This is a genomic window from Nitrosomonas sp. Nm84, assembly GCF_003201565.1.
GTDB lineage: Bacteria > Pseudomonadota > Gammaproteobacteria > Burkholderiales > Nitrosomonadaceae > Nitrosomonas.
Map to the genome: position 1 here is coordinate 129,469 of NZ_QJJP01000001.1, position 22,849 is coordinate 152,317.

At 46.1% G+C, this 22,849-nt stretch carries 23 protein-coding genes and 2 pseudogenes; 17 read left to right on the forward strand and 8 right to left on the reverse strand.

All coding sequences use genetic code 11. The annotated features are described in order from the left end of the window. The first annotated feature begins 157 nt into the window (after window positions 1-157). The 8 genes from C8R34_RS00660 to C8R34_RS00695 all read left to right on the forward strand — a co-directional run bounded on the left by C8R34_RS00660 (window position 158) and on the right by C8R34_RS00695 (window position 8,843). Window positions 158-1,414 carry a folate/biopterin family MFS transporter gene (locus C8R34_RS00660; RefSeq protein WP_110336833.1) on the forward strand — a complete coding sequence of 419 codons (1,257 nt, stop codon included), beginning with the start codon at window positions 158-160 and terminating at the stop codon, window positions 1,412-1,414. A gap of 930 nt (window positions 1,415-2,344) precedes the next feature. Continuing rightward, entirely contained in the window at window positions 2,345-2,683 is a 339-nt protein-coding gene (locus C8R34_RS00665; protein WP_258364289.1) for a DUF4398 domain-containing protein, read from the forward strand. A 17-nt stretch (window positions 2,684-2,700) separates the two neighbouring features. Further along, on the forward strand, window positions 2,701-3,486 hold the full coding sequence (locus tag C8R34_RS17235; protein ID WP_110336837.1) for an OmpA family protein: 786 nt from the start codon (window positions 2,701-2,703) through the stop codon (window positions 3,484-3,486). Window positions 3,487-3,620: 134 nt separating this feature from the next. Then, the gene (locus C8R34_RS00675; RefSeq protein WP_110336839.1) at window positions 3,621-4,007 is read left to right on the forward strand and encodes a hypothetical protein; all 387 of its coding nucleotides are present in this window, start codon (window positions 3,621-3,623) and stop codon (window positions 4,005-4,007) included. 181 nt (window positions 4,008-4,188) lie between these two features. Further along, the gene (locus C8R34_RS00680; protein WP_110336841.1) at window positions 4,189-5,604 is read left to right on the forward strand and encodes a dihydrolipoyl dehydrogenase; all 1,416 of its coding nucleotides are present in this window, start codon (window positions 4,189-4,191) and stop codon (window positions 5,602-5,604) included. Between the two features lie 87 nt (window positions 5,605-5,691). Continuing rightward, complete coding sequence (gene cls / locus C8R34_RS00685) at window positions 5,692-7,086, forward strand: cardiolipin synthase (protein ID WP_110336843.1); 1,395 nt, start codon at window positions 5,692-5,694, stop codon at window positions 7,084-7,086. Between the two features lie 383 nt (window positions 7,087-7,469). Beyond that, the gene (locus C8R34_RS00690) at window positions 7,470-8,375 is read left to right on the forward strand and encodes a 3-hydroxyacyl-CoA dehydrogenase (protein WP_110336845.1); all 906 of its coding nucleotides are present in this window, start codon (window positions 7,470-7,472) and stop codon (window positions 8,373-8,375) included. 66 nt (window positions 8,376-8,441) lie between these two features. After that, window positions 8,442-8,843 carry a hypothetical protein gene (locus C8R34_RS00695; protein ID WP_110336847.1) on the forward strand — a complete coding sequence of 134 codons (402 nt, stop codon included), beginning with the start codon at window positions 8,442-8,444 and terminating at the stop codon, window positions 8,841-8,843. Window positions 8,844-8,951: 108 nt separating this feature from the next. Here C8R34_RS00695 and C8R34_RS00700 read toward each other — a convergent pair whose 3' ends face one another. From C8R34_RS00700 to ycaC, 4 genes are all read right to left on the reverse strand, one after another. Then, window positions 8,952-10,310, reverse strand: coding sequence for an alginate export family protein (locus tag C8R34_RS00700; protein WP_110336849.1), 1,359 nt, complete (start codon window positions 10,308-10,310; stop codon window positions 8,952-8,954). A gap of 37 nt (window positions 10,311-10,347) precedes the next feature. After that, window positions 10,348-11,922 (reverse strand): alginate export family protein, encoded by a 1,575-nt coding sequence (locus tag C8R34_RS00705; RefSeq protein WP_110336851.1) that lies wholly within the window; start codon window positions 11,920-11,922, stop codon window positions 10,348-10,350. Between the two features lie 469 nt (window positions 11,923-12,391). After that, window positions 12,392-14,266, reverse strand: a complete 1,875-nt coding sequence (locus C8R34_RS00710; protein ID WP_110336853.1) for an amidohydrolase — start codon at window positions 14,264-14,266, stop codon at window positions 12,392-12,394. Between the two features lie 153 nt (window positions 14,267-14,419). Further along, window positions 14,420-15,049: an isochorismate family cysteine hydrolase YcaC gene (ycaC, locus tag C8R34_RS00715; protein WP_110336855.1), complete on the reverse strand. Its 630-nt coding sequence runs from the start codon at window positions 15,047-15,049 to the stop codon at window positions 14,420-14,422. Window positions 15,050-15,388: 339 nt separating this feature from the next. Here ycaC and C8R34_RS00720 point away from each other — a divergent pair, with 339 nt between their 5' ends. Then, entirely contained in the window at window positions 15,389-16,006 is a 618-nt protein-coding gene (locus C8R34_RS00720) for a hypothetical protein (RefSeq protein ID WP_110336857.1), read from the forward strand. 191 nt (window positions 16,007-16,197) lie between these two features. On the opposite strand, the gene C8R34_RS00725 is transcribed toward C8R34_RS00720, so the two are convergent. Beyond that, window positions 16,198-16,896, reverse strand: coding sequence for an SDR family oxidoreductase (locus C8R34_RS00725; RefSeq protein ID WP_110336859.1), 699 nt, complete (start codon window positions 16,894-16,896; stop codon window positions 16,198-16,200). Between the two features lie 121 nt (window positions 16,897-17,017). Between C8R34_RS00725 and C8R34_RS16770 the strand changes: the two genes are divergently transcribed. Continuing rightward, entirely contained in the window at window positions 17,018-17,140 is a 123-nt protein-coding gene (locus C8R34_RS16770; protein WP_258364290.1) for a hypothetical protein, read from the forward strand. A 186-nt stretch (window positions 17,141-17,326) separates the two neighbouring features. Here the strand turns inward: C8R34_RS16770 and C8R34_RS00730 are convergent. The 3 genes and pseudogenes from C8R34_RS00730 to hchA form a co-directional block, all read right to left on the reverse strand. Further along, window positions 17,327-17,516 (reverse strand): annotated as a pseudogene (locus tag C8R34_RS00730) (transposase); the annotation flags it as partial. A gap of 105 nt (window positions 17,517-17,621) precedes the next feature. After that, window positions 17,622-17,804 carry a hypothetical protein gene (locus tag C8R34_RS00735; protein ID WP_110336861.1) on the reverse strand — a complete coding sequence of 61 codons (183 nt, stop codon included), beginning with the start codon at window positions 17,802-17,804 and terminating at the stop codon, window positions 17,622-17,624. Between the two features lie 190 nt (window positions 17,805-17,994). Continuing rightward, window positions 17,995-18,864, reverse strand: a complete 870-nt coding sequence (gene hchA, locus C8R34_RS00740; RefSeq protein WP_110336863.1) for a glyoxalase III HchA — start codon at window positions 18,862-18,864, stop codon at window positions 17,995-17,997. 452 nt (window positions 18,865-19,316) lie between these two features. On the opposite strand from hchA, the pseudogene C8R34_RS16775 reads away from it, so the two are divergent. The 7 genes and pseudogenes from C8R34_RS16775 to C8R34_RS00770 all read left to right on the forward strand — a co-directional run. After that, window positions 19,317-19,397: pseudogene (locus tag C8R34_RS16775) on the forward strand (maltose acetyltransferase domain-containing protein); the annotation flags it as partial. Between the two features lie 201 nt (window positions 19,398-19,598). Then, on the forward strand, window positions 19,599-19,868 hold the full coding sequence (locus C8R34_RS17240; RefSeq protein WP_309146169.1) for a DapH/DapD/GlmU-related protein: 270 nt from the start codon (window positions 19,599-19,601) through the stop codon (window positions 19,866-19,868). A gap of 115 nt (window positions 19,869-19,983) precedes the next feature. Beyond that, window positions 19,984-20,541, forward strand: coding sequence for a DUF488 family protein (locus tag C8R34_RS00750; protein ID WP_110336867.1), 558 nt, complete (start codon window positions 19,984-19,986; stop codon window positions 20,539-20,541). Window positions 20,542-20,552: 11 nt separating this feature from the next. After that, window positions 20,553-20,765: a DUF2945 domain-containing protein gene (locus tag C8R34_RS00755; RefSeq protein WP_110336869.1), complete on the forward strand. Its 213-nt coding sequence runs from the start codon at window positions 20,553-20,555 to the stop codon at window positions 20,763-20,765. 187 nt (window positions 20,766-20,952) lie between these two features. After that, complete coding sequence (locus tag C8R34_RS00760; RefSeq protein ID WP_110336871.1) at window positions 20,953-21,987, forward strand: bestrophin family protein; 1,035 nt, start codon at window positions 20,953-20,955, stop codon at window positions 21,985-21,987. Window positions 21,988-22,164: 177 nt separating this feature from the next. Next, window positions 22,165-22,359, forward strand: coding sequence for a type II toxin-antitoxin system VapB family antitoxin (locus C8R34_RS00765; RefSeq protein ID WP_110336873.1), 195 nt, complete (start codon window positions 22,165-22,167; stop codon window positions 22,357-22,359). Further along, window positions 22,359-22,748: a PIN domain-containing protein gene (locus C8R34_RS00770; protein WP_110336875.1), complete on the forward strand. Its 390-nt coding sequence runs from the start codon at window positions 22,359-22,361 to the stop codon at window positions 22,746-22,748. Before C8R34_RS00765 ends, C8R34_RS00770 begins: the two co-directional genes overlap by 1 nt. Window positions 22,749-22,849: the final 101 nt, after the last annotated feature.

Sequence of the window (22,849 nt, forward strand, 5' to 3'; positions counted from 1 at the left end):
CTGGATTTATTCCTATCAACACAGTTAAAATCAACGCACCGACAGACGAAGCATAGAACCGACGATTTTCGCAATTGATTAAAAAAACCATCCGTAAGAATCAACGTGAAATCCTTCTCACGACAGGCAGCATCATGCTGCGCCGACGAATGCGTCGATGAAGAACTGGTTGCAGCGTTTGCATCCGTTCAAGACTGCCGAGGCACGGCGTCTAGCCATTTTGTTTGCCATTGTCTACTTCGCCCAGGGCATGGCCGCACTACCCAACCAGGTAATTGCGATTAACTTTAAGGATCAGGGTTTTGAAGCTGATGACGTGGCAGCTTTCTTCCTGGTGGCATCGATTCCCTGGTTTATCAAACCGCTGTACGGATTAATCTCAGACTTCGTGCCACTGTTCGGCCAACGGCGCAAAAGCTATCTGATTGTGACTTCTGCCCTGGCATGCATGGCAGGATTGGTTGCCGGCCTTTCAGCGAACTATTCCTATTGGGAACTTGCCCTCCTGTATACGATCATGGGATTCGGTCTCGCCTACAACGACGTATTAACCGATGCACTGATGGTGGAAAAAGGCAAATTAAGTGGGCTGACCGGCGCCTTCCAGTCGGTACAATGGACTGCGATCACCGCTGCATCGATCATTGTCGGGTTGCTGGGCGGGTATTTTGCCGAGTACCGGCAGTTGCAAGCCGCTTTTACGGTTGCCGCCCTATTTCCTCTGGTGGTGTTACTGATGGCTGGATTTTTCGTGCGCGAGAAGCGCATTAATCCCCGAAAGAGGGAATTCAAAGCGATCTGGACAGCATTACGGTCCGGATTTGGGGAGCGTTCGGTGTGGCTGGTTGGTGCCTTCATTTTCCTGTTTAATTTCAGTCCATCGTTTGGACCGGCATTTCTTTACTACCAGATTGACGTACTCGGTTTCAACCAACAATACATCGGCTTCCTAAATGCGGTCGATTCGGCGGCCAGCATTCTGGGCGCGCTGATCTATGCGCCACTGGCGCGCTCAACACCACTGCGACGCCTCATTAATTTCGCCATCGGCCTATCGGTCATCACATTGCTGACTTACCTAGGTTATATGGGGGAATTTTCCGCGCTGCTGATCCATGTGATCTGGGGCATCGCGGGCATGATCACCACCCTCGCATTCTTGGATCTCGCGGCACGCGCCTGCCCTAGGCGGGCAGAAGCCACATTCTTCGCGCTACTCATGGCCATCTTCAACCTTGGTACACTGGCTTCGCAAAATGTCGGCGCACACTTGTATACCGAACTCGGCGAAGGATCATTCGCCTACATCTGGCTGGTCGTCATTTCGTCGTTCGCAACCGCCGCAATCTGGCTGCTCGTGCCCATGATACACATCGAACGCATCGAGGCACGCGCGCAACGCCGCCACCGTTAGAGAAGCTCTGAATAAACCGCCGAGCAAGATGAGGTGCAATGCGGACGGAATGCAGCAAATGCAATATATCGGATAGATGGGGAGAATTTCCGAGCACCACCTAACAGTTTGTTGGAGAATATTTTCGAGGCAATCGATACAACGCAAAAACAGGCGGGAAAGCGCAATTTTTGTCTAATAAATGAGCATCTTTAATCTGTTTTTACACCGTAGCGACAACACAAATAAAATTTTTCAACTGCCTCCTGCTAACACAGCAATTCGCTAGTGCAGGCACTTATTCTGATCTTCCCTAGATGCTATGTGCGTCACCGAACATAGCTTATTAAAAAAACATACTATACTTCCCATACACTTCTGTTCTTAACGTAGCGTAGCGTGTGTAGTGATATGGCTGTGGTTAATACAGATATGAGTTGTCAATGATGACTGATGGATATCAACTGGTGATAACCTAGGAATTGATCTCCAATATGGAGGGCGTGCACCGCGAAGGTATTGCAGAGGCTCGAAAGACTGCAACAAGCGGGATTGATCCATTACAAGCGAGGCCACATCACCGTGTTGGACCGGGAAGGACTGGAAGTTCGTTCTTGCAAATGCTATCAAGTTGTTAAGACAGAATTCGAACGCTTGCTTGCCGCTTAACTCGCTGGTTCGTATTGTTACTGAGCTTTCAGATTGATGTGCTGCGAAGATAATACAATCGAATTGTGCACCGCTCCCTGTACGATGGAAATGCGAATCCGGCTTTTATTGATATTCAAAAATCCGGTTTATGTGGATTTTTGAATACCAATAAATCGTGACAAAAGCACTGCATACTTATCTATTGAACAATGCATAGTGAGGTTTAATCCCATGGACAAGAAAATACCGAAAACTTTTAATGACATAAAATTGTACCCAATGATGCGCATGGTGGGTGTAATGACATGTTCCACAATTTTTCTGGTAGGTTGCGCAAGCACTCCGGCACCTACTGAACAGATAGCAACTTCCAAAACTGCGATCGATACTGCACTCAGCGCTGGTGGTAATGAGTTTGCCCCACTACAGCTCAAATCTGCAATCGATAAAATGGAAGGTGCCAAACATGCTATGGGAGATAAAAATTATGTCCTAGCTCGACAGCTTGCAGAAGAAGCGCAGATTGATGCCCAATTAGCGGAAGCAATGGCTCGAACAAATAAAGCACAAAAAGCAGCGGAGGCATTGCAAGAATCCAGTCGTGTGTTACGCCAAGAAATCGACCGCCAAATCCAATAATCTTTAGGGAGCTTATCATGCAAAACAATTGGTATTTTTCTATGATTCTGGTCGTTCCCGCAATTATTTTTTCTGGCTGTAGCTCAATGCCACAAAACCCGTCACTTATTGAAGCACATAGCAATTACAACAACGCACTGACAAATCCACAGGTCACTGATATGGCTGCGCTTGAATTGAAAGAAGCCAGCAAATTCCTGGATAAAGCAGATAACGCCTTGAATAAGAGAGAAAGTGACGCCACAGTAAATCACTTAGCTTATATGGCAAACCAGCAAGTTGCTATCGCGCAAGAAACTGCCAAGGCGAAAGCAGCTGAAGCAGTTGTTGCCAACGCCAATACAGCGCGTGACCGGGTTCTGCTTGAGGCAAGAACGGCTGAAGCCGAAGAAGCTAAAAGACAATTGGAGGAATTAAAGGCTAAAAAAACGGATCGCGGCTTGGTGATAACTCTGCAGGATGTACTATTCCGCACCAATATGGCACAGCTTGAGGTCAATGGGCTACGAACCGTGCATAAATTGGCCGATTTTCTCAAACAATATCCTGAGCGCACCGTACTGATCGAAGGGCATACCGACAGCACCGGTAGCGATAGCTATAATCAAGGACTTTCTGAGCGCCGTGCTCATGCCGTACGGATGGCTTTGCTGGACAGCGGAATCAGTAGTAATCGTATCGCTGCGAAAGGGTATGGCGAATCTTTTCCGGTAGCCAGCAACGATACCGCCGAGAATCGCCAATTAAACCGGCGCGTAGAAATTATCTTATCCAATGAAAACGGGGTCGTTTCCCCCCGTTAACGATTTTCCTTCAGCACACGACGTAAGTTCGTTACCGAACCGACCACATCCAACTAACCGGGTATCGTTATATCGTGTGACAGTGCAAAATTGAATTCATAGCGTTGCCAAAAATAAATATGCAAGGAAAAATTATGAAAACTCGCAATACTACTTTACTCGTACTAATAGGCATCGTATTTGGCGGCACCAGTGCACTCGCCGGAAATATGTCAAAAGATGAATATATGGCTCATAAAGATAGAATTGGAGCATCATTTAAAGTGGACAAAGAAAAATGCAGATCGCTTTCAGGCAACGCTAAAGACATCTGTATCGCAGAAGTAAAAGTACGTCGTGACACCGACCAAGCAAATAAAAATCTTTATAAAGCGCGTATCGCACAGATCGATGCTGATTATTCAGTAGCTATGGAGAAATGTGATGACTTTGATGGTAACGCAAAAGACGTATGTACTGCAGAGACAGAGACTGTTAAAAGTCAAGAAACAAACGAAACAAAAACTCAGATGAAACTTTAGAAAGCAAACTTCTCTGCAGACATGCAGGTAAATTGTGAGGCTCTAGACTGAAACATAATCCGCGGTCTAGGGCTTTGCTTGTTATGGCTTCCACTTTATTCCTCATCGTCATTTATCTGAGCCAAGTCAACCGGACTATTATACACTCAAATCTGATACACCTCTTATAAAGGAAGAAGCCATGAATGAAACATTGGATGTTGTAATCATCGGAGCAGGCAGTGCCGGATTGTCTGCATTACGCGCAGTGAGAAAACATACACAACGCTTCGTAATCATTAATGACGGCCCGTGGGGTACTGTCTGCGCCCGGGTCGGTTGCATGCCGTCCAAGACATTGATTGAAGCGGCGAATGCTTTTCATCGCCGCAATACCTTTGCGGAATTCGGTATTCAGGGCGCTGACTTCCTTACCTGCGATATACCCGCCGTACTCCAGCGTGTAAGACGCCTACGCGATGATTTCGTCGCCAGCACTGTAAAAACTACCCAAGATTTGGGCGAACGCGCAATTTCCGGGCGTGCGCGTTTACTTGCGCCAGGCAGGCTGGAAGTCAACGGGCAGGAATTACGCGCACATAACATCATCATTGCAACCGGATCGAGTCCGGTTGTTTTCAAGCCTTGGAGGTCACTGGGGAAGCGATTGCTTACCACAGATACCTTATTTGAGCAGGAAACCCTGCCCTCTCGAATGGCAATATTAGGAATGGGTCCTATTGGTATTGAAATGGCGCAAGCGCTTTCCCGGCTGGGCATTGAAGTGGTGGGATTTGGTAGTCGACCAACAATTGCTGGATTAACGGATCCGCAGGTCAATGCAGTCGCGATAGAGTTACTGGGACGTGAGTTTTCCCTGCACTTGGGAGATAAAGCTGAATTAGCCGCTGCCGGTGAAGGGCTGAAAGTACGCACTGGAGCTGCAGAAATAGTAGTCGATGGCGTTCTTGCTGCCTTGGGGCGACATCCCAATATCAGCGATCTAGGTCTCGAAACATTAGGGATTCCACTCGATCAACATGGTATCCCGCAGGTCAATCCCAACACCATGCAGGTAGCCGATTTGCGCGTATTTATGGCTGGCGATGCCAATGATCAAGCAGCGATATTGCACGAAGCGGCTGATGAAGGTCACATTGCAGGCTTCAATGCCATGCGCCCTATCCCTGTTTGTTTTAAGCGCCGAACACCACTTGCTATCGTTTTTTCTAATCCGGGCATTGCAGTCGTGGGCAGCCGTTACCAGTCACTCGACCATACGAAAACATTAGTTGGTGAAGTGCGTTTTGAGCGCCAGGGACGTGCGCGTACAGGCCAACGTAATAAAGGCATTTTGCATATTTATGCGGAAATGGAGAGTGGCCGGCTACTAGGTGCGGAAATGTGTGCACCTGCAGGAGAGCACATGGCACATTTACTCGCATTGGCGATTGATCGTTCGCTCACAGTGCAAGAATTACTACGCATACCCTTCTATCACCCGGTTCTGGAAGAAGGTTTGCGTACCGCATTGCGTACATTGGCGGCACAGCTTCCTGCTGGCAATGAATCCGATCTGTCCACGTGCGGTGAGTTTAATATGGAAGCACTGGATTAACAGGCTGTTAACCCGGTTTTTTCTGGTTATGCCAGATTTGCTTTTTTCATTTCATAGGCGAATGAAAACCACATGAAGGAAAGGCTAATGCATGTAAAGATCGAAGTTGCAAAAATTGCTAAATTTATCGCTATGATGTTTTGCCTGATGCTTTTTGTAAGCTGCAAATCAATACCCATCATAGCGCCAGATATGGCAATGCGGCCATCGCATATTGTTCAATTCAATGGCGCGCATGGCCCCTTAACTACCCAACAGAGCAAAGCGATTCTCGCTAGACTTAAAAAGGATAGTGCAGATACCCCCATCTTCGATAGGCATCTGGTACTGGAATCAGAGATTGTCGGCAGCCCGCTGGTTATGGGCAACAAAGTAGAACTGCTGGTAGACGGCCCCAAAACCTATGACTCCATGTATTCAGCCATAGAAAATGCGAAGGATCATATCAACATGGAGACCTTTCTTATCGAAGATGATGAAATCGGACGTCGTTTTGCTGAACTGCTAATTAGTAAGCAAAGGAGCGGAGTGCAGGTAAATCTCATTTATGATAGCTTTGGGTCAATTTATACACCCAAAGAGTTCTTCAAACCGTTAAAGGAAAGCGGTGCAAATGTGCTGGAATTCAATCCAATCAATCCACTCGTTGTACAAAAAGACTGGCAAATCAACGCACGCGATCACCGTAAGCTTTTGATAGTCGATGGACAGATTGCTTTTGTGGGAGGTATCAATATCAGCAGCGTATATTCTAAAGGATCATTCAGCAGATCTAAGCCGACCGATGACGATCCGCCATGGCGAGATACTCATTTACGTATGATAGGTCCGGTTGTCAGTGAATTTCAGAAGCTGTTTATGACCACATGGGGCGAACAAAAAGGTGAACCATTGGCATCCAGGAATTATTTTCCTGAGCTTACTAAGAAAGGAAATGAAGTAGTCCGCGCCATCGGCAGCTCACCCGAAGAGCCTTATAGTCAGATCTATGTCACTTTACTTTCCGCTATTAATAGTGCGGAAAACCAAATCTTTCTGACTAATGCCTATTTTGTCCCCGATCCGAAATTGCTTACCGCACTGAAGGAAGCGGCTCAGCGTGGCGTGGACGTAAGGTTACTGCTACCCGAAAAAACAGATTCAAACATGGTGTTCTATGCATCGCGTTCCTATTACGATGAGTTATTGAGTGCCAACGTAAAAATCTATGAGCGGCAAGACGCATTACTGCATGCCAAAACCGCACTCGTAGACGACGTGTGGTCAACCATAGGCTCAACCAATCTCGACTGGCGCAGCTTCCTTAACAACCAAGAAATTAATGCAATCATATTGGGAGCGGATTTTGGTACACAAATGCATGCACTGTTCGAGCAAGACCTGGAGTCTTCCAAACAGGTCGTGCTCGAGGAATGGAGAAAACGCTCAATCGGTGTTCGCATCAAAGAAAGAGCGGCACGACTGTGGGCGCGCTGGCTATGAATTGCTTTAGCGCGTAGGCGAAAACAATATTTTAATGCACTGATTTTTTAAATGAAAATAAAACATATACGTTTTATCCAGACTTAATCTCAGACGCCATGAAAATCAGCATATATCATATAATTTTTTTCATTATTCATGAGAGCTTCTGATATAAGCTTTTTAGGGTAAGCTGGTCAAGGATTGGAGATTCTAAATACCGTGGATTGATTCTAATGATCTATTTTTTAGGAAAATAGCTCCATGATAAATTGATTCAGACTTGGTGAATACAAAGCATTGAGAGTTTTTCTGGCTTCTGCTACAAACGAAAAGCTCAATTGATGTTGCTATCGCTTATAGCAATATTGTTTCAACGAACTTAGATTACCGGGAGAAAGAAAATGACATCGATCAAAAACGTTACTACTGCTGGTGCTGGAGTTATGGGCTCTCAAGTCTCTTGGATGACCGCATGGCATGGTAAGAACGTTACCGTTTATGACGCCTTCGAAGATGGTATCAAAAAAGGCAAGGCCTTCCATGATACCTATGGAAAACATTTCATGGAAAAACGTGGTGCAACCGAAGCGGAGGTTAATGCGACGAAGGCTCGTCTCCGTTACACCACAGATTTGAAAGACGCACTGAAGGATGCCGATCTGATTATCGAGCAGGTGCCAGAAAATATGGAAATCAAGAAGGAACTTTGGAAGCAGATCTCTGAGCTGGCTCCCCAGAAAACGATTTTTTGCACCAATACATCGTCGTTGCTACCCAGCGAAGTAATGAAAAACGTGGATCGTCCCGAGCGATCGACAACGCTTCATTTTTGCGTCAATGTATGGGAAGCAAATGTCGGTGAGATCATGATGATTTCAGGAACGTCTCAAGCAACATTCGACACCGTCTGTGAATTTGCTAAAGAAATAGGATTGGTTCCGATTCCTATCCATCAAGAACAACCGGGATACGTGTTGAATTCACTGCTCATCCCTTTTGCCGTCGCTGCATTACAACTCCTCCAGAAAGGTGTTTGCACACCTCAATATCTTGATCGGACCTGGCGCATTTGTATGGAAGGAAAAATCGGGCCAGCTCAGATGATCGACAAAATGGGAATGAATGTGTGTTACCACATTGCGAAAGGCCAAGGCGATGCTGGCAACAAAGAAATGGCTGCATTAGCCGAGTATCTAAAAACAGAATTCATCGATAAAGGTAAGACTGGATTATTGGCTGGCGAAGGATATTACACCTATCCCAATCCAGAATTTGAAAAAACCGACTTTCTTTATCCCAAAAATTAATTTACCTAAGCCACATAACTGCACTTCACGACAAAATTTCCGATACCACTCGATCAAGGGAATACCATGGATTTAAAATCGCTATCAAGAATTCTTTTATATTTCTCAGTTATTTATAACATAATGGGATTCATTTCATTCGCGTTTCCAGCGACGATTGGAAAGGCGGCGGAGTTACCAGCCCCACCGCAGCTGATTTATTCAGTATTTGGAGCGGGTACTATTTTGATTTGGGCGTTTGTTTATCTTTATTTGGCTCGACAACGAGAATTCAACCGACCGCTGTTGTGGGTCGGTGTGGCCGGAAAACTGAACATATTTACCGCATTGTTGATTGCGTGGGCTGCTAATGAAATCCCGTTGAAACCGCTACTCATGGGAGGTGTCGACTTGTTTATGGGATGTGTATGGCTGAGCTATTTACTAACCAATCAAGGTCAAGTTACGAAATCATCAGATATTCGATAAACACATAATTTGTGACTACTATGAATTTCCTGCTGAAGCCTACAAAATTCACTATACAGACCTGATAATCATTGCGGGGCGTGCAATACATTGTTGTGACAAGCTCGCTCACCAGCGGAATGCCAGGCTTGTCTTGAAAAAATGCACGCTTTTGCCACCGGCCTGCGTCAAGGCTTCCCCGGTGTTAAAATGGACTGCGGCAGCGCGTATTTCCCATTGCGGATGGGGGCGATAGCTGCCTTCCAGCTTAACCTGATCACCAATGTAACGATCGGTCCCAATGGTTTCAGGTATCGCCACCAGGGGTGCGGGTGGCGTGTAAACCGCATCGGCTTTATTATGTTTCCATAGAAAATTCCAACCCACAGCGAGGGTTAGTGTAGGAACAGGTTTGATGGTCACGATTGGTTGCACGTCCATGACATTAGCCGGTGCCAATAGTGCTGCTTCGGTGAAATAAGTGGGATTAGGATAGAGTGCGTTGAAGGTACCGAGTTGCCCGTCGCCAGGTTTCTTATCACCGCTGGCAATATCCGCTCTCAAACTTAGTCGAGGTGACCACGGCAGCGTAGCAAAGGTATAACCCGTATCAGACGCGACGGTCCAAGCACGGATGGTTTGGCTACCGACATCGCCGATCTGGTATACCGCTTCCAGGTTCCAGTCCCAATTCTTAGCAGAACCAAACAACCGAGTGCCGAAAGAATGCCGGTGTTCCCGCCCCTGCGCTGCTGCAAACCGCCCCTGATCTCTTTCATAACCGAGCCAATAGAGATCGATTTTGAGCGGTGCAATACTTTCCGGAGCTAAAGTAGCATATAAACCGTACAGCGACTGCGATTTATTATTCGCATCATCAAAAGCTTCCGGCTTATTGAGGACTGGCCGGAAGGCGAGCGCATCAATGCGATGTGGTCCTTGCTGCCAACCGACGCGTACGCCATCGAAAGCAAGACGAATGTTGGGGCCTTCCCGTACCGAGACCAAGCGCGAGGTGCCTAAAGTCATTTCCTGTCTACCAACGCGGAGGGAAAATCTATCGCCATTCCATGCCAGAAAACCCTGCTGCAAATCAAGATTGCTTTGGTCGGTGCGCACTGGGCCTCCGCGACGTCCCGACTCATCATAGGCACCGAATTGCGCGAATATCTGAGCATGTTTGCCGAAACGCATATCGCCATGCACCAAACCTCGAAACAGCGTGTAGCTGTCACCCTTGTTGTTGTTATCGATACCGAATTCCAGAGGCCAATAACCTTGGGAGCGCACGCGCGCGTCGGCGCCGAGTGTAAGCGTAGCTCCCTCGGCAATATTCCAGCATTTGGGTGCCATTTTGTTGCAATTTGCGCCCCAATTTTCTTCGAATCGTAGCGGCTTATATTCGGATGCGGTCACTGGTAATGACATGACAAACATTACCAGAGCAATTAAGTTGGTTTTGCGTTTTTTAGCCGTCTGCTGGCGCATACTTATACTTCCTGAGTAAGCCCTACTAAGGGATTTACTAGAATTTATAAGTTACCCAAGTGGTAAAGTAATCCACTTCTTTGGCCTCGTGCCCGGTTCTAAAAGAATCGCTGGGGAAAAAATGCACATAGCTCGCCAAAACTGTGACATGCGGAACAGGTTCCCAGGTTAATACCACTGCTGGAGAGCTGCCCGTAAAATGCTTCTGTTCGACAGTGGAAGTAGGAGAAAAGATAGGAATAGTAGTGATGGAATAAAGTGCATCATTGACATTTTGCCGCCAAAAAAATCCCCAATCGAAGGAAGCCTTTAGTTTTTCCGTTAGCGAAAAGCCAAGCGTTGGATGGAGATGGAGAAGATTGGACGGCCCGCCCAGTTCTGCAAGATTGAAATAAGCACCAGTAGGAAACAGCGGATTGTAAGTGCCCAGTGTAGATGATTTGCTGTCCCCGCTGGTAATGTCTGCTCGCATTCCAAATTGAGGCTTCAAGGGTAATTGCGAAAAAATGTAATGCGTATCGGAAGCAACGGCCCAGGCTCTAATATCGTTTGAGTCAAATTGTCCAAACTGACCAATGAATTCGAAATTGTATTTCCAAGGTAAAGGATTTCCCCAGATTCGTGTGCCAACTGTATGCCTAGTCTCATGCCCCCTGCCTTGTGTGAAAACGGCATGGCGATTATCGGAGCCCAAGTAATACAGATCGATATGGCCATCGGGCAAAAGCTGCCAAGCGCTAACTGCGTAGATGCCCCATAGAGATCTATCCGAGTTACGAACGTCGTCAAATACGCCAGTTAAATTTTTGACTGGTTGACCAAGAAAACTATCTATTGACCAATTTCCAAAATTAAACAATAGCTTGATAGCATCGAATGAACGCCGGTTATTGGGTACTTCACGACCCGCGATCAGCCGTCCTGAGCCATATTCCAATTCTTGTCGACCGAAGCGCAAAGTTACTGAATTATTGCCGCCAAGCCTAGCGGTTAAATCCATAAATCCTTGATGGAGATCAAATGCATTCTCATCGACCTCTGGTCTGAGACCTGTTTTTCGCCAATCTTGCCACGTGCTCATAAATTGGGAAAATATGCGAACATTGGTGCCCAAGTGCAAGTCGCCATGCAACATATAACGCTGAAGCCAATTATGGCTATTACCGACAAATTCTTCACCATACAATTCATTGCGGTTAAATTCGTAGCGTTGTCGCATTTCTCCACCAATACTTAGATACCAATCTTCCTGGTCACCTAATGGAATGTATTTTCCTAACGGAATATATTTTACTGGGCGCCAAAAATCGGTATTTTGAGAGTTTCTCAGATAGCGATAGTCTTCCAGATAGCGCAGCGATTTATAATGGATGCTCTCTGTCTCTTTTTTTGATAGCTCATTCCGGTTATCTTCCTTACAACAGGGATGAAGTATATTGCTTTGACTTATAAATATCTTTTCTCCAAGTAGCAATGGTTTGTCGGCATTTGCGATCTTTACATCCTCAGCATTTGCCGAGCTTATAAAAAAATATTTATCAACAAAAAGCCATTCACCATAAGCCGCTATTAATACAGTTAAAAGTAACTGACCAAGAAATCTTGTATTCATAGGTTTTAAGTTTGGGACTTGTAATAGATCAGATTAAATAAGGATTCAAAATTTGAACATTCTTAGCTGTTGTTTAGTTAAGGAATCACTGCAGACGAATTGAGGAAGCTGCTTTACTATGACTTGACTCGATCAAAGCATTCGCTGATTCCAGCAGATTGCTGCACGCTCTTTCATGTCATCGGCAATCATCAAAAATAATATTTATTATTTATAATCATAAGATTAACCATCATCTAGATGCTTAATATTCCGTTCATTTGAAAATTTAACATCTTTGGGAATTCTAGAACCGTAATGGCAATCCGATTAATTTTGTGTTCTTGAGCTGTTTGCTGATACATGCCTATTATTGAAAAAGTAAGGTTTAATACAGAGGCTCTTGCAGAGGCATCATCTTTTTTTTCTAATTTATTGTTTTTATTATCTTAAGATTTCATAAAATAATACCTTGCAAAGGTCTCATGCATCATACTGCCCAGCACGAACAGCCGAGTGCGCCCCAGAAACCATGCTGGTCACCGGCATTCACAGCATCCTGATACGCGCGTCCATGCGCATGGCCGTGCACGGAACAACTGATTCCGCAATTGCAGGTTGTCTGAGCCAACTTGTTTAATGCTGCTGCATCAGCCGAGGGCTTGAAATAACCGCCGTAGTGATTCGCCGGAGACCAATCGGGCATGGCTGGCGGCAGAGGTGGGGAAAGCGCGCTGAATTCGTCGTCACCATATGCAATGCGGCCGCCGACGATCGTCAGGACCGAAACAAGATTGCGAATTTCGTCTTCCGGCACGCTTAAATAATCGGCGGACAGTACGGCGAGGTCCGCGTATTGACCAACTTTAATTTGGCCTTTGACACCTTCCTCGTTGGAGAACCAGGTGTTCGCCTGCGTGTACAGAAATAGCGCAGTCTCGCGATCGACGAGGTTCGCTGCTGGGTACAGCGAGAGCCCCCCCAGAGTTTTACCGCTAGTCAGCCAATAAAGGGCATTCCAAGGATCGTAGCTGGCCACGCGGGTGGCGTCAGTGCCAGCACCGACATTGACACCCATTTGCAGCATGCGCCGATAAGGCGGCGTGCGCTCAGCCGCTTTGATGCCGTAACGCTGCACGAAAAATTCACCTTGGTAGGCCATGCGGTGCTGTATGGCAATGCCGCCGCCAAGTTTGGCGATGCGTTCGAGATTGGCATCAGTCACAGTTTCGGCATGATCAAAGAACCAGTGTAATCCATCAAAGGGAATATCCAGGTTCACCTTTTCGAATACATCCAGTGCACGCGAGATGGTTTCGTTGTAGGTGGCGTGCAGACGGAATGGCCAACGATTGCTGACGAGAATACGCACGACCGCCTCCAAATCATTTTCCATGTTCGGTACCATATCCGGACGTGGCATGCGGAAGTCCTCGAAATCTGCTGCAGAAAAAACCAGCATTTCGCCTGCGCCGTTATGCCGGTAGTAACCATCGCCGTCGCCAGGCTTTCCTATCTTTGTCCACTTAGTGAAATCGGCAACCTCTTCTCCGGCTTTTTGCGTGAACAAGTTATAGGCGATGCGAAGGGTCAGCTCATTGGCTTGGTGCAATTCTTCAATAATCTTGTAGTCGTCCGGATAGTTCTGAAAACCACCGCCGGCATCGATGACACCGGTGACGCCCAGGCGGTTCATTTCCCGCATGAAATGGCGCGTGGAATTGATCTGATACTCGTAAGGCAGCTTAGGACCTTTGGCAAGCGCCGCATACAGGATCGTCGCATTGGGTTCTGCCAGCAGCAGGCCTACCGGTTCCCCTTTGGAATCCTTGACTATCAGGCCACCTGGTGGATTAGGTGTATCCTGATCGTAGCCGCAAGCGCGCAGTGCTGCGCGATTCAACAGGGCACGATCGTAGAGGTGCAAAATGAAAACGGGTGTATCCGGTGCAACTGCATTGATTTCGTCGAGTGTCGGCAAGCGTTTCTCGGCAAATTGCATTTTGGTGAAGCCACCAACAATGCGCACCCATTGCGGAGCGGGCGTACGCGCCACCTGTTCTTTCAGGCGACGCATGGCGTCAGCCAGCGAGGGAATGCCATCCCAGCGCAATTCCATGTTGTAATTGAGTCCGCCACGGATAAAGTGTAGATGCGAGTCGATCAGACCCGGAATGACGCGGCGCTGATTGAGATCGATTACCTGTGTAGTGCTATCGGCCAGGCGCATGACCTCACTGTCATCCCCCACGGCGCTGAAGCAGCCATCGGAAATCGCAACAGCCGTAGCTTGTGGATACTGACGATCAAGTGTCGTGAATTTGCCGTTGCGAAGGATCAATTGGGCTTTAGGGCTATTCATCATTCTCTCCTTTAGACGATATGGGGAGTGCGATTACTTGCGGAAAACCTCACGCTGTTGAAATCGAGCGCCTCCTCAGTGGTAATACAAGAAAATCAGACGAAGCGCGATAGCTGAAACGCCGTAGCTATTCGCTCTCTCGCGCTCCGTACCATCTTATTTCTTGGTCATGGTGAAGTAACTGGTCATCAAATTCCGGTAGTTAGGAATGTAACTGGAGAATAGCGCACCCAGACCTTCGATATCGTTACGCCAGTCGCGATGCAATTCGCAGGCCACACCGAACCAGCTCATCATCTGTACACCGGCGGATTCCATGCGCGCCCAAGCAGCATCGCGGGTTATATTATTGAAAGTACCGGAGGCATCGGTGACCACGAATACCTCGTAACCCTCCTCAATTGCAGATAATGCCGGAAAGGCTACGCAAACTTCGGTGACTACGCCAGCGATGATCAGCTGCTTGCGACCGGTCTTTCTGACTGCGTTGACGAAATCTTCGTTGTCCCATGCGTTGATGTTACCTGGACGCGCGACATAAGGTGCATCGGGGTGCATGGCTTTAATTTCCGGAACGAGCGGTCCATTCGGGCCATCTTCGAAACTGGTGGTCAGGATGGTCGGCAATTTGAAATACTTGCCACAGGCCGTCAGGGCTAACACACTATCCTTGAACTCATTTGGTGAAAAATCCTGTACCAACGAAATCAAACCTGCTTGATGATCCACCAGCAGTAATGCAGCTTCATTCTTGTCAAGCCGGTTGTATTTAAAATTACTATTCATTTTCTTATTCCTTATGGTTGTCAATAATGAGATATCTAAAAAATGGGCTCAGCCAAACTCTAAGTTCTAAGCAAAATATTCAGGCTCTAGACTATGATGTTAGCGAGTGAAGATACTAGAGGAAAAATTAAAGGAGCTCCGTGTGTTCGCGTACAGACTCCTTTTGTAATTTTTGCAGTTAAAATCTCTTATTTTTAAATTTCGAATCAAAACCATTCATTGTCATTGTCATTGTCATTGTCATCATGTATCTGTAAGTTTTGATTGCACATTGTGCTACTATTGCTCTGCTGCTTAAGCAGAATAAAATCGACAAATAAAAATCCGGAGCAAAAAATTATGATCAAGAAAATTGTTAAAGCATTTTGCTTGAGTGTAGCCTTAGCCGGGCTGCTTTCTGCATGCTCATCGACACAAAAAGTAACCAACTCGGCCAGAACCGCAACCGAGCAGTTACTGATTACCGAAGCAGCGATGCGTAGCCTGCCTAAGCAACGCGACTTACCTTTTCCTATTCCGCGGGGCGCAACGGTTAAACTGGATGTTACCGGAGTCAGCGGAGACAAAGATGTGATGAAAGGAATTGTTGGCGGATGGCTGGGACTAAATGGTTATAATGTTCAGGATGAAAATGCGAGCCACCGTGTGAATATCATAGTCAATTCACTCGGTACCGAACTGTCAACTACTTTCTTCGGCCTTCCGCCTATTAGTGCCTCGCTGATACCCATTGCATTACCTGAATTAGCGTTTTACAAATCAGAGAATCAATCCGGATACGCGCGATTCCATTTTGATATTTTTGAATTGCCCTCCGGACGGTTTCTGGCATCGTCCTCCCCGTTTGTTGCCGGCACTTTTTATAACGCGTATACCGTATTATTCTTATTCACATTTAACAAAACTGACCTAGCCTCGCCGCCGCAAGTAGGAAAATTTAAGGATATGCTGAAGTAAGGTTGCAGTTTTCTTTAAATCTTGCAGAATATTTGGCAGATTATGCGCGACCCCGCTGTAAAAGCGGGGTTTCAAAAGAACCCGATTATTTTTACTTTTGTAACGCCAGTCAGTTCGTTTTCCCCGTATCAAAGTAATACTTTCCGCCATATCTTGCCTTGCACGTTCAATAAGTGTTAAGTCAGAAATTCTCACCAAGGCACAATTTGTCCATCGAATGCATAAAATTTTCCGGAATCCTTAAATTTTAAACGACTGATAACATCGCGCATCCCTGTCACACTTTGTTCAACTGAGATTAATCCATTAGGGCCTCCCATATCGGTTCTTACCCATCCCGGATGCAGCAGCACTGCGGTAATTCCGCTTGTGCTCAAATCAATCGACAAGCTTTTCATCACGATATTGACAGCCGCTTTGCTGGAACGATAACTATAACTGCCGCCACCACGATTATCTGCGATGCTGCCCATCTTGCTGGTGACGGTAATAATAGTTTTGAGCTGACTGCTGGAAATTTGTTGAATAAACGCTTCGACCATTCTCAGGGGCGCCATGGTATTGACCTCAAAAGTATGGGCCCACGCGGCATAATCCGTTTCTCCGAAAGCATCACCCTGCTCCGTTGGATAAACTCCGGCATTATTGATTAGCAAATCAATCGGTCGATTGGATAATGCTTGTGCCAATTGTTCAATCTGCTGATGATTGGCGACATCTAGCGGATACGTAGTTACCCGATCTGGATATTGCACAACCAAGTGGTTCAATGCATCGGCTACTACCGGACTGCGGCAGCAAGCAAAAACACACCAGCCATCCATGGCATACTGCCGAACAAATTCAAGTCCAATGCCACGATTGGCACCGGTAATCAGCGCTGTCTTCATACTCCCTCACTAGCGATATCGATTGATAGAACGAAAATGATTACCCATTTCGACAACCGGCGTCAATGAGCGTATTCCTCAAATCCTAATAAACAGTGTAATCAGGCACTGGAACAATTGTATGAACAATGAAACAACGATTGAACTTACAGGGATAATTGTGAAGGAACTGCAAACTCTTTGTAAAACGTTAGACAAGATCCCGAAACTATCAGAAGATGAATTGCAAATTGCCGAGAATTAAGGCCAATATCGCATATGGCCGTAGCTAATTGCCAAGGTGTTATATAACTTTTAATAGGCTTGTTAATTATTGAGTGTCTTTTGAGGAAGTATTTGTATTGTTCTGCCACAAATCAATTTAAGTAAGGTGGCTGTAGTAGACCAGGTTAAATATGAATTCGCATTCTTTGAGAAACCGTGGAAATTAGAAATGATTCACGTCGAGAGCATTGTAACTATGGTAACAGTCTGTATAAACTATGCTGTCAGGTGCTATTTTTCTAGTAATGGACAAGCATCAGCATTTATGTCTTGGTATCTCCAACAACCTTGGTATAGACCTTACCTCCGCGTTTCAATATGCCAAATACCGCAACCTTACCCGCAGCGCCTCGACCTCACTTACCCTTACGGATTTAGAAAAAATTAACCTGGGCATTAGTCAAAATATTGCGCAGACATCAAGATATTATTCTGGATATTTCACAGTCCCTGCCAGTTGATTATGGTTTTACTTCAGCGGGGTCGGGTATCATGCATTCATACGACCAGGTCATGGATTGTCTGGCATAAACACCCCCATTGGATTCGCAAGACTCTTTCTCGTTATTGGCATGTACAAACGATGCTGTAAATATCGCTAACAAAAGGATTGTATATAAAGTAACTTTAGTCTTTTCGCTCATGATTTAATCTCATTGATTAGAGCGCGGCAGGAAGAGGAAGAATAAGAGGCAGTGTTACGGGAAGAAGCAAGGGGTGATCGCGGGCATAGATCCCAACAAAAAACATGCAATCTATCGAAAACATTCTCAGTCCTGGATCCATCCCCATATTTTCATATTTTATTGAAAGCAGCCCCAGTCGATGAGAGATTCATCGCGTAGCAACGTCGGCGAGCAGTGTCTCCGCAGCCAGTTTGCCGAGATTGTTAGACGCCAATGGACTGTCGCCGGTCAGCAGGCGACGATCCTTATGAACCTTCCCGGTAATATCGGAGTTGAGAATCTTAACGCCCAGCTCGCGCAGGCGCTCACCGACCAGCCAAGGCATCGGACCGGGGATGTAGCCGATCTCGATATTGGCGCCGGTATCAAGGCTGTCAGGAAAAACGCAGACCTCATAACCACGAAACAGGAAGTCTTCTTTATTTTCACCGAGACCTGCGGCAAGTAGTCCGGCTGGTCCATGACACAACGAAATCACGTAGCGATCGTTGTTATGTGCCCAAAACAACGCCTTCTTCACGTCCTCGCTGAAGGGAACATCGTTCAGAGCACCATGACCGCCGGGAATGAACACACCGATATAATTATCCAGATCCTTCACAACCTCTGGCAGCTTCTTCGGCGCTTTAAGCTTGGCGCGATACTTTTCGTATGTCGCTTTGACTACCTCGTCCTCCTGAGGAAAGGCCCACATCTCGAGCTTTACCGGATCGCCAGACGGTGTGGCGACGTCAATCTCAAACCCAGCAAGGTCCATATGATACATCGGCAGCAACATCTCGACGGGATGGTTGCCGGTGGAAAAGAATTTGCCGTTTTGCATCATCAGGTAGCGTTCTTGCGATGCGATCATCAATACTTTCCACTTTCCACCCTTATATGGATTAGGATAGGTTGTGCCGTCGAAATCCGTCTTTGAAGAGGTGTACTGAGTCAGTGAATAGGGTGAGGGGAAACAGGCGTTTTCTTCGGCCAAATCTGGAGTTGGTCTGCGGTCTTCGTGTTGTGTATCGCTCATGGATTCCTCCTTGTTTGGGCGTATTTGGATGCGATGTATAAAAAGAATAAATCCCCTTTTTCGAGAGCCTGAATGTACAGAAAAATTGTCTCGATTGTCAAACTGAGGTAACCCCAAGCACCCCACAGAACCGGAATTTCTAATCGCAATAAAATTCTAAACAGAGGGATCTTGTCATGGCCTACAGTGTACGTCTATTTTTCTTGATTCGCGACCTGACCCAGGTATTCGCTATCAATTGCACCCAACGATTATTGGCGTTATTCTTCATATAAGCACAAGCGTAAAAATTCTTGATTCTAGACCTGGCACTTTTTTGTATACCTAAAATATATGCTGCATGCCATTTCAATTCACAAAAACTCGGAAAGCTGCGCTTTCTTGTTATCCAGCGATCCCAACGTTAGGCATCGTATCCCACCCGTATGAGCACCCTGAGCGAACGCGATAAGATGATTGCCGGCCAATCCTACGATCCGGCAGACCCACATTTGATCGCAGACCGTCTGCGCGCGCGTATACTTTGTCACAAATTCAACACCCTGCCACCCGAAGCAGCCACGAAAGCGATCGCCATACTCAAGGAACTCATGAACGCACACGAATCCGTCATGATCACCGCGCCGTTCCACTGCGACTATGGATACAACATTCACATAGGCCTGAACACTTACCTAAACTACGATTGTGTCATTCTTGACATCGCTCCCGTCAAGATTGGAAGCAATGTACTGTTGGGTCCTGGCGTTCATCTGTACGGTGCAACGCATCCGATGAACGCGGCCGAGCGACGCAGGGGCCTGGAATCTGGAAGCCCTATATCTGTTGAACACGATGTCTGGATCGGCGGCAGAGCGGTCATCTGTCCCGGAGTTACCATCGGCGCTGGCGCTGTGATTGGCGCAGGAAGTGTTGTCACACGGAGCATTCCTGCCGGTGTCTTCGCTGCTGGAAATCCATGTCGAGTCATACGCACCCTCGAAACGAATACCGAAGAAGAATGACGTCCAATCCATCGCTCAGCCGGACCCGCTACGACAAGTAGTACTATGCCAATCTGCCTGCCGCTAAAACCGATAGACTCCATTTTGATAGTACAGATCAAATATGAGACGCAGCATGAGTAAGGATCCGAACAAAACGATCTACACGATCGGTCACTCTACTCACACAACCAAAGAATTCATCGCAATGCTTGATTCTTTTGGTGTCGAGATTGTAGCGGATATTCGTCACTTTCCAGGTTCGCGGAAATATCCAAATTTTAATCAAGGTAATCTTGAAGCGTCGTTAAGGGCAGCAAATATAGATTATCAACATATTGAGGCACTCGGCGGGAGGCGTCGCGTACAACCCGACTCGGTGAACGACCGATGGCGGAATGCGTCGTTTCGCGGCTACGCGGATTATATGGAGACACCGGAATTTAAAAAGGGAGCCGAGCAACTCGAAGAGATCGGCGCCGAAAAAGTAACGGCATTTATGTGTGCCGAGGCGGTTTGGTGGCGATGCCATCGCTCGATGGTTGCGGATTATCTGAAGGCAAAAGGCTGGAATGTGATGCACATTATGAGCGTTGGCAAGGCGATCGAGCATCCATACACATCGCCTGCGCGTATTGAAAATGGGCGAGTTTACTATTCAAATGAAAATTTGTTTAACTCTCACAAGGAGTAAAGGAGTAAAAAATGGCAGCACAATTTAAGATTGGCGATCATGTGAGTTGGAATTCCGAGGCAGGAATCGTTTCGGGGACAATAATAAAAGTGCACACGTCCGATTTTGATTACAAGGGCTACACGCATCGTGCCTCGGCAGATCGCCCGCAATACGAGATTAAAAGCGACAAGACCGATCATATCGCCGCTCACTTGGGCAAGGCGTTGACGAAATTGGATTAGGATCGCTTGCGCGGGGCGAATCCGCTGCTTGCGAACTTGACGGTTGCATGTTTTTCGGTTGGAAACAGCATGATCTCTCAAAAATCATTTGCAAAAAGAGAGCGTATCTGCCGCACTGAAAAACCGAGACGACTCAGACACTCACATAAAAGAAGAACGATTATTAAAAACATAACGGAGCAGTTAGATGTTTGTTAGAAGAAATATCTCTTTACCTAACCTATTCGACTGGAGCTGGCTACATCTGGTTTGGCTCCTGATGCTGTCTTCCGCAATCGCCTTGATGTATTACTTCAAGATAGTAACATTTCAGCTACCATGGCTTCCTGTTTCAATTATTGGTACTGCGGTCGCTATTTTTATCGGTTTTAAAAACAGTAATGCTTACGCTCGAATGTGGGAAGCTCGCAAAATTTGGGGAGCAATAGTTAATAGCAGTAGAACTTGGGGAATGTATGTAGATGGTTATATCTCCAACCAATTTACCCAAAATAAGCAATCCGACGAAACTATCCATCAAATAAAGAAAAGACTCATTTACAGACACATTGCTTGGCTTTACACGCTCAGAAGCCAACTTTTAATTGTCACTCCCTGGGAGCTTGCTGGACAAAAAGGACATACAGGAAGCCGAGCCAAGTATTACCAGAAAAAATACGGTCTAGGTCTGATTGAAGAAGAAGTCGCGCGCATTGAGTTGGGAAAATTTCTTCCCGCCGATGAACATGACAGACTGATAGCAAATGCCAACACAGCCACGCAAATTATTAATGAGCAATCCAGAGATCTATCAAGATTGCGAGAGCAAGGTCTAATTAACGATTTTGGTCAGATGGAATTAATGAAAGTGCTTTCTCATTGTTACGAACATCAAGGAAAAAGCGAGCGCATCAAGAAATTTCCGCTGCCCAGGCAGTATGCGAACATAAATCGTTACTTTATAGGCCTGTTCATTTTCCTTTTCCCATTTAGCATGATTCCCTCCTTACTACAGATTGACGATTGGGGTATTTTTATCGCCATTTCCATCACGACAGTGGTCGGATGGGTTTATGTGATGATGGAGCTAGTCGGGGACTATTCGGAGAATCCATTCCAAGGAATGGGTTTTGACATCCCCATGCTTTCCCTATGCCGTACTATTGAAATTGATCTTCTTGAAATGCTGGGAGAAAAAAAACTGCCTCCCAGTGTTGGAGCAAAAAACGGAATACTGATGTGAGGGCTCTGTTGCAACAGAAATGCAACAAAAACGGTGTCAAAAACGGCAAAAAACCTATTCGGAATTTACAAAGAGAGTAATCATACAGTATCTCGTGCAGGCCGTTTAATTCAAACACCAACCTTGATCCTTTATGCATAATTACCTGCACTTGTATGCATTACATAAGGAGATATCATGAGAACCACTCTGGATTTACCCGAAAATTTACTCAATAAAGCAATGCGAGTAACCCACACCGAAACCAAAACCGCTGTTATCGTGTTGGCACTAGAGGAGTTAATCCGGAAATCAAAAATTTCGGATCTTAAGAAATTCAAAGGAAAAATCGAATTGGATATTAACCTTGATGAAATTCGAGTGCGCCAGTAATGGCGGTATTGGTCGATACGTCTGCCTGGATCGATTATTTTCGAACCGGTAATAAATCAGCCGAACTGGATGATCTCATCGACGAAAACGTTATCGTTACCAACGATTTTATTTTGGCCGAATTAATCCCCTTCTTAAAGCTGAAGCGGCAAGCAAAAGTAGTTAAATTGCTGAGCGAAATAAATCGACTCCCGCTGCAAATTGATTGGGACGATATTATGGATACGCAATTCAAGTACTTAAAATCCGGATCCAATGGGATTGGCATTCCCGATCTCATCATTGCTCAAAATGCAAAGGAAAACCACTGTACAATATTTTCGCTCGACAAACATTTCCAAATGTTGGGCCAAGTTATTAAAGTCAAACTATACCGAGCAAAAGATTAACAACGTCTAAACTTTGGTGATTCGATTCTCTGACACATATTCAGTGGGGTCATGGGATTAGATACCGAATCGCGATCTATCTGCAATTTCATCCATTATTC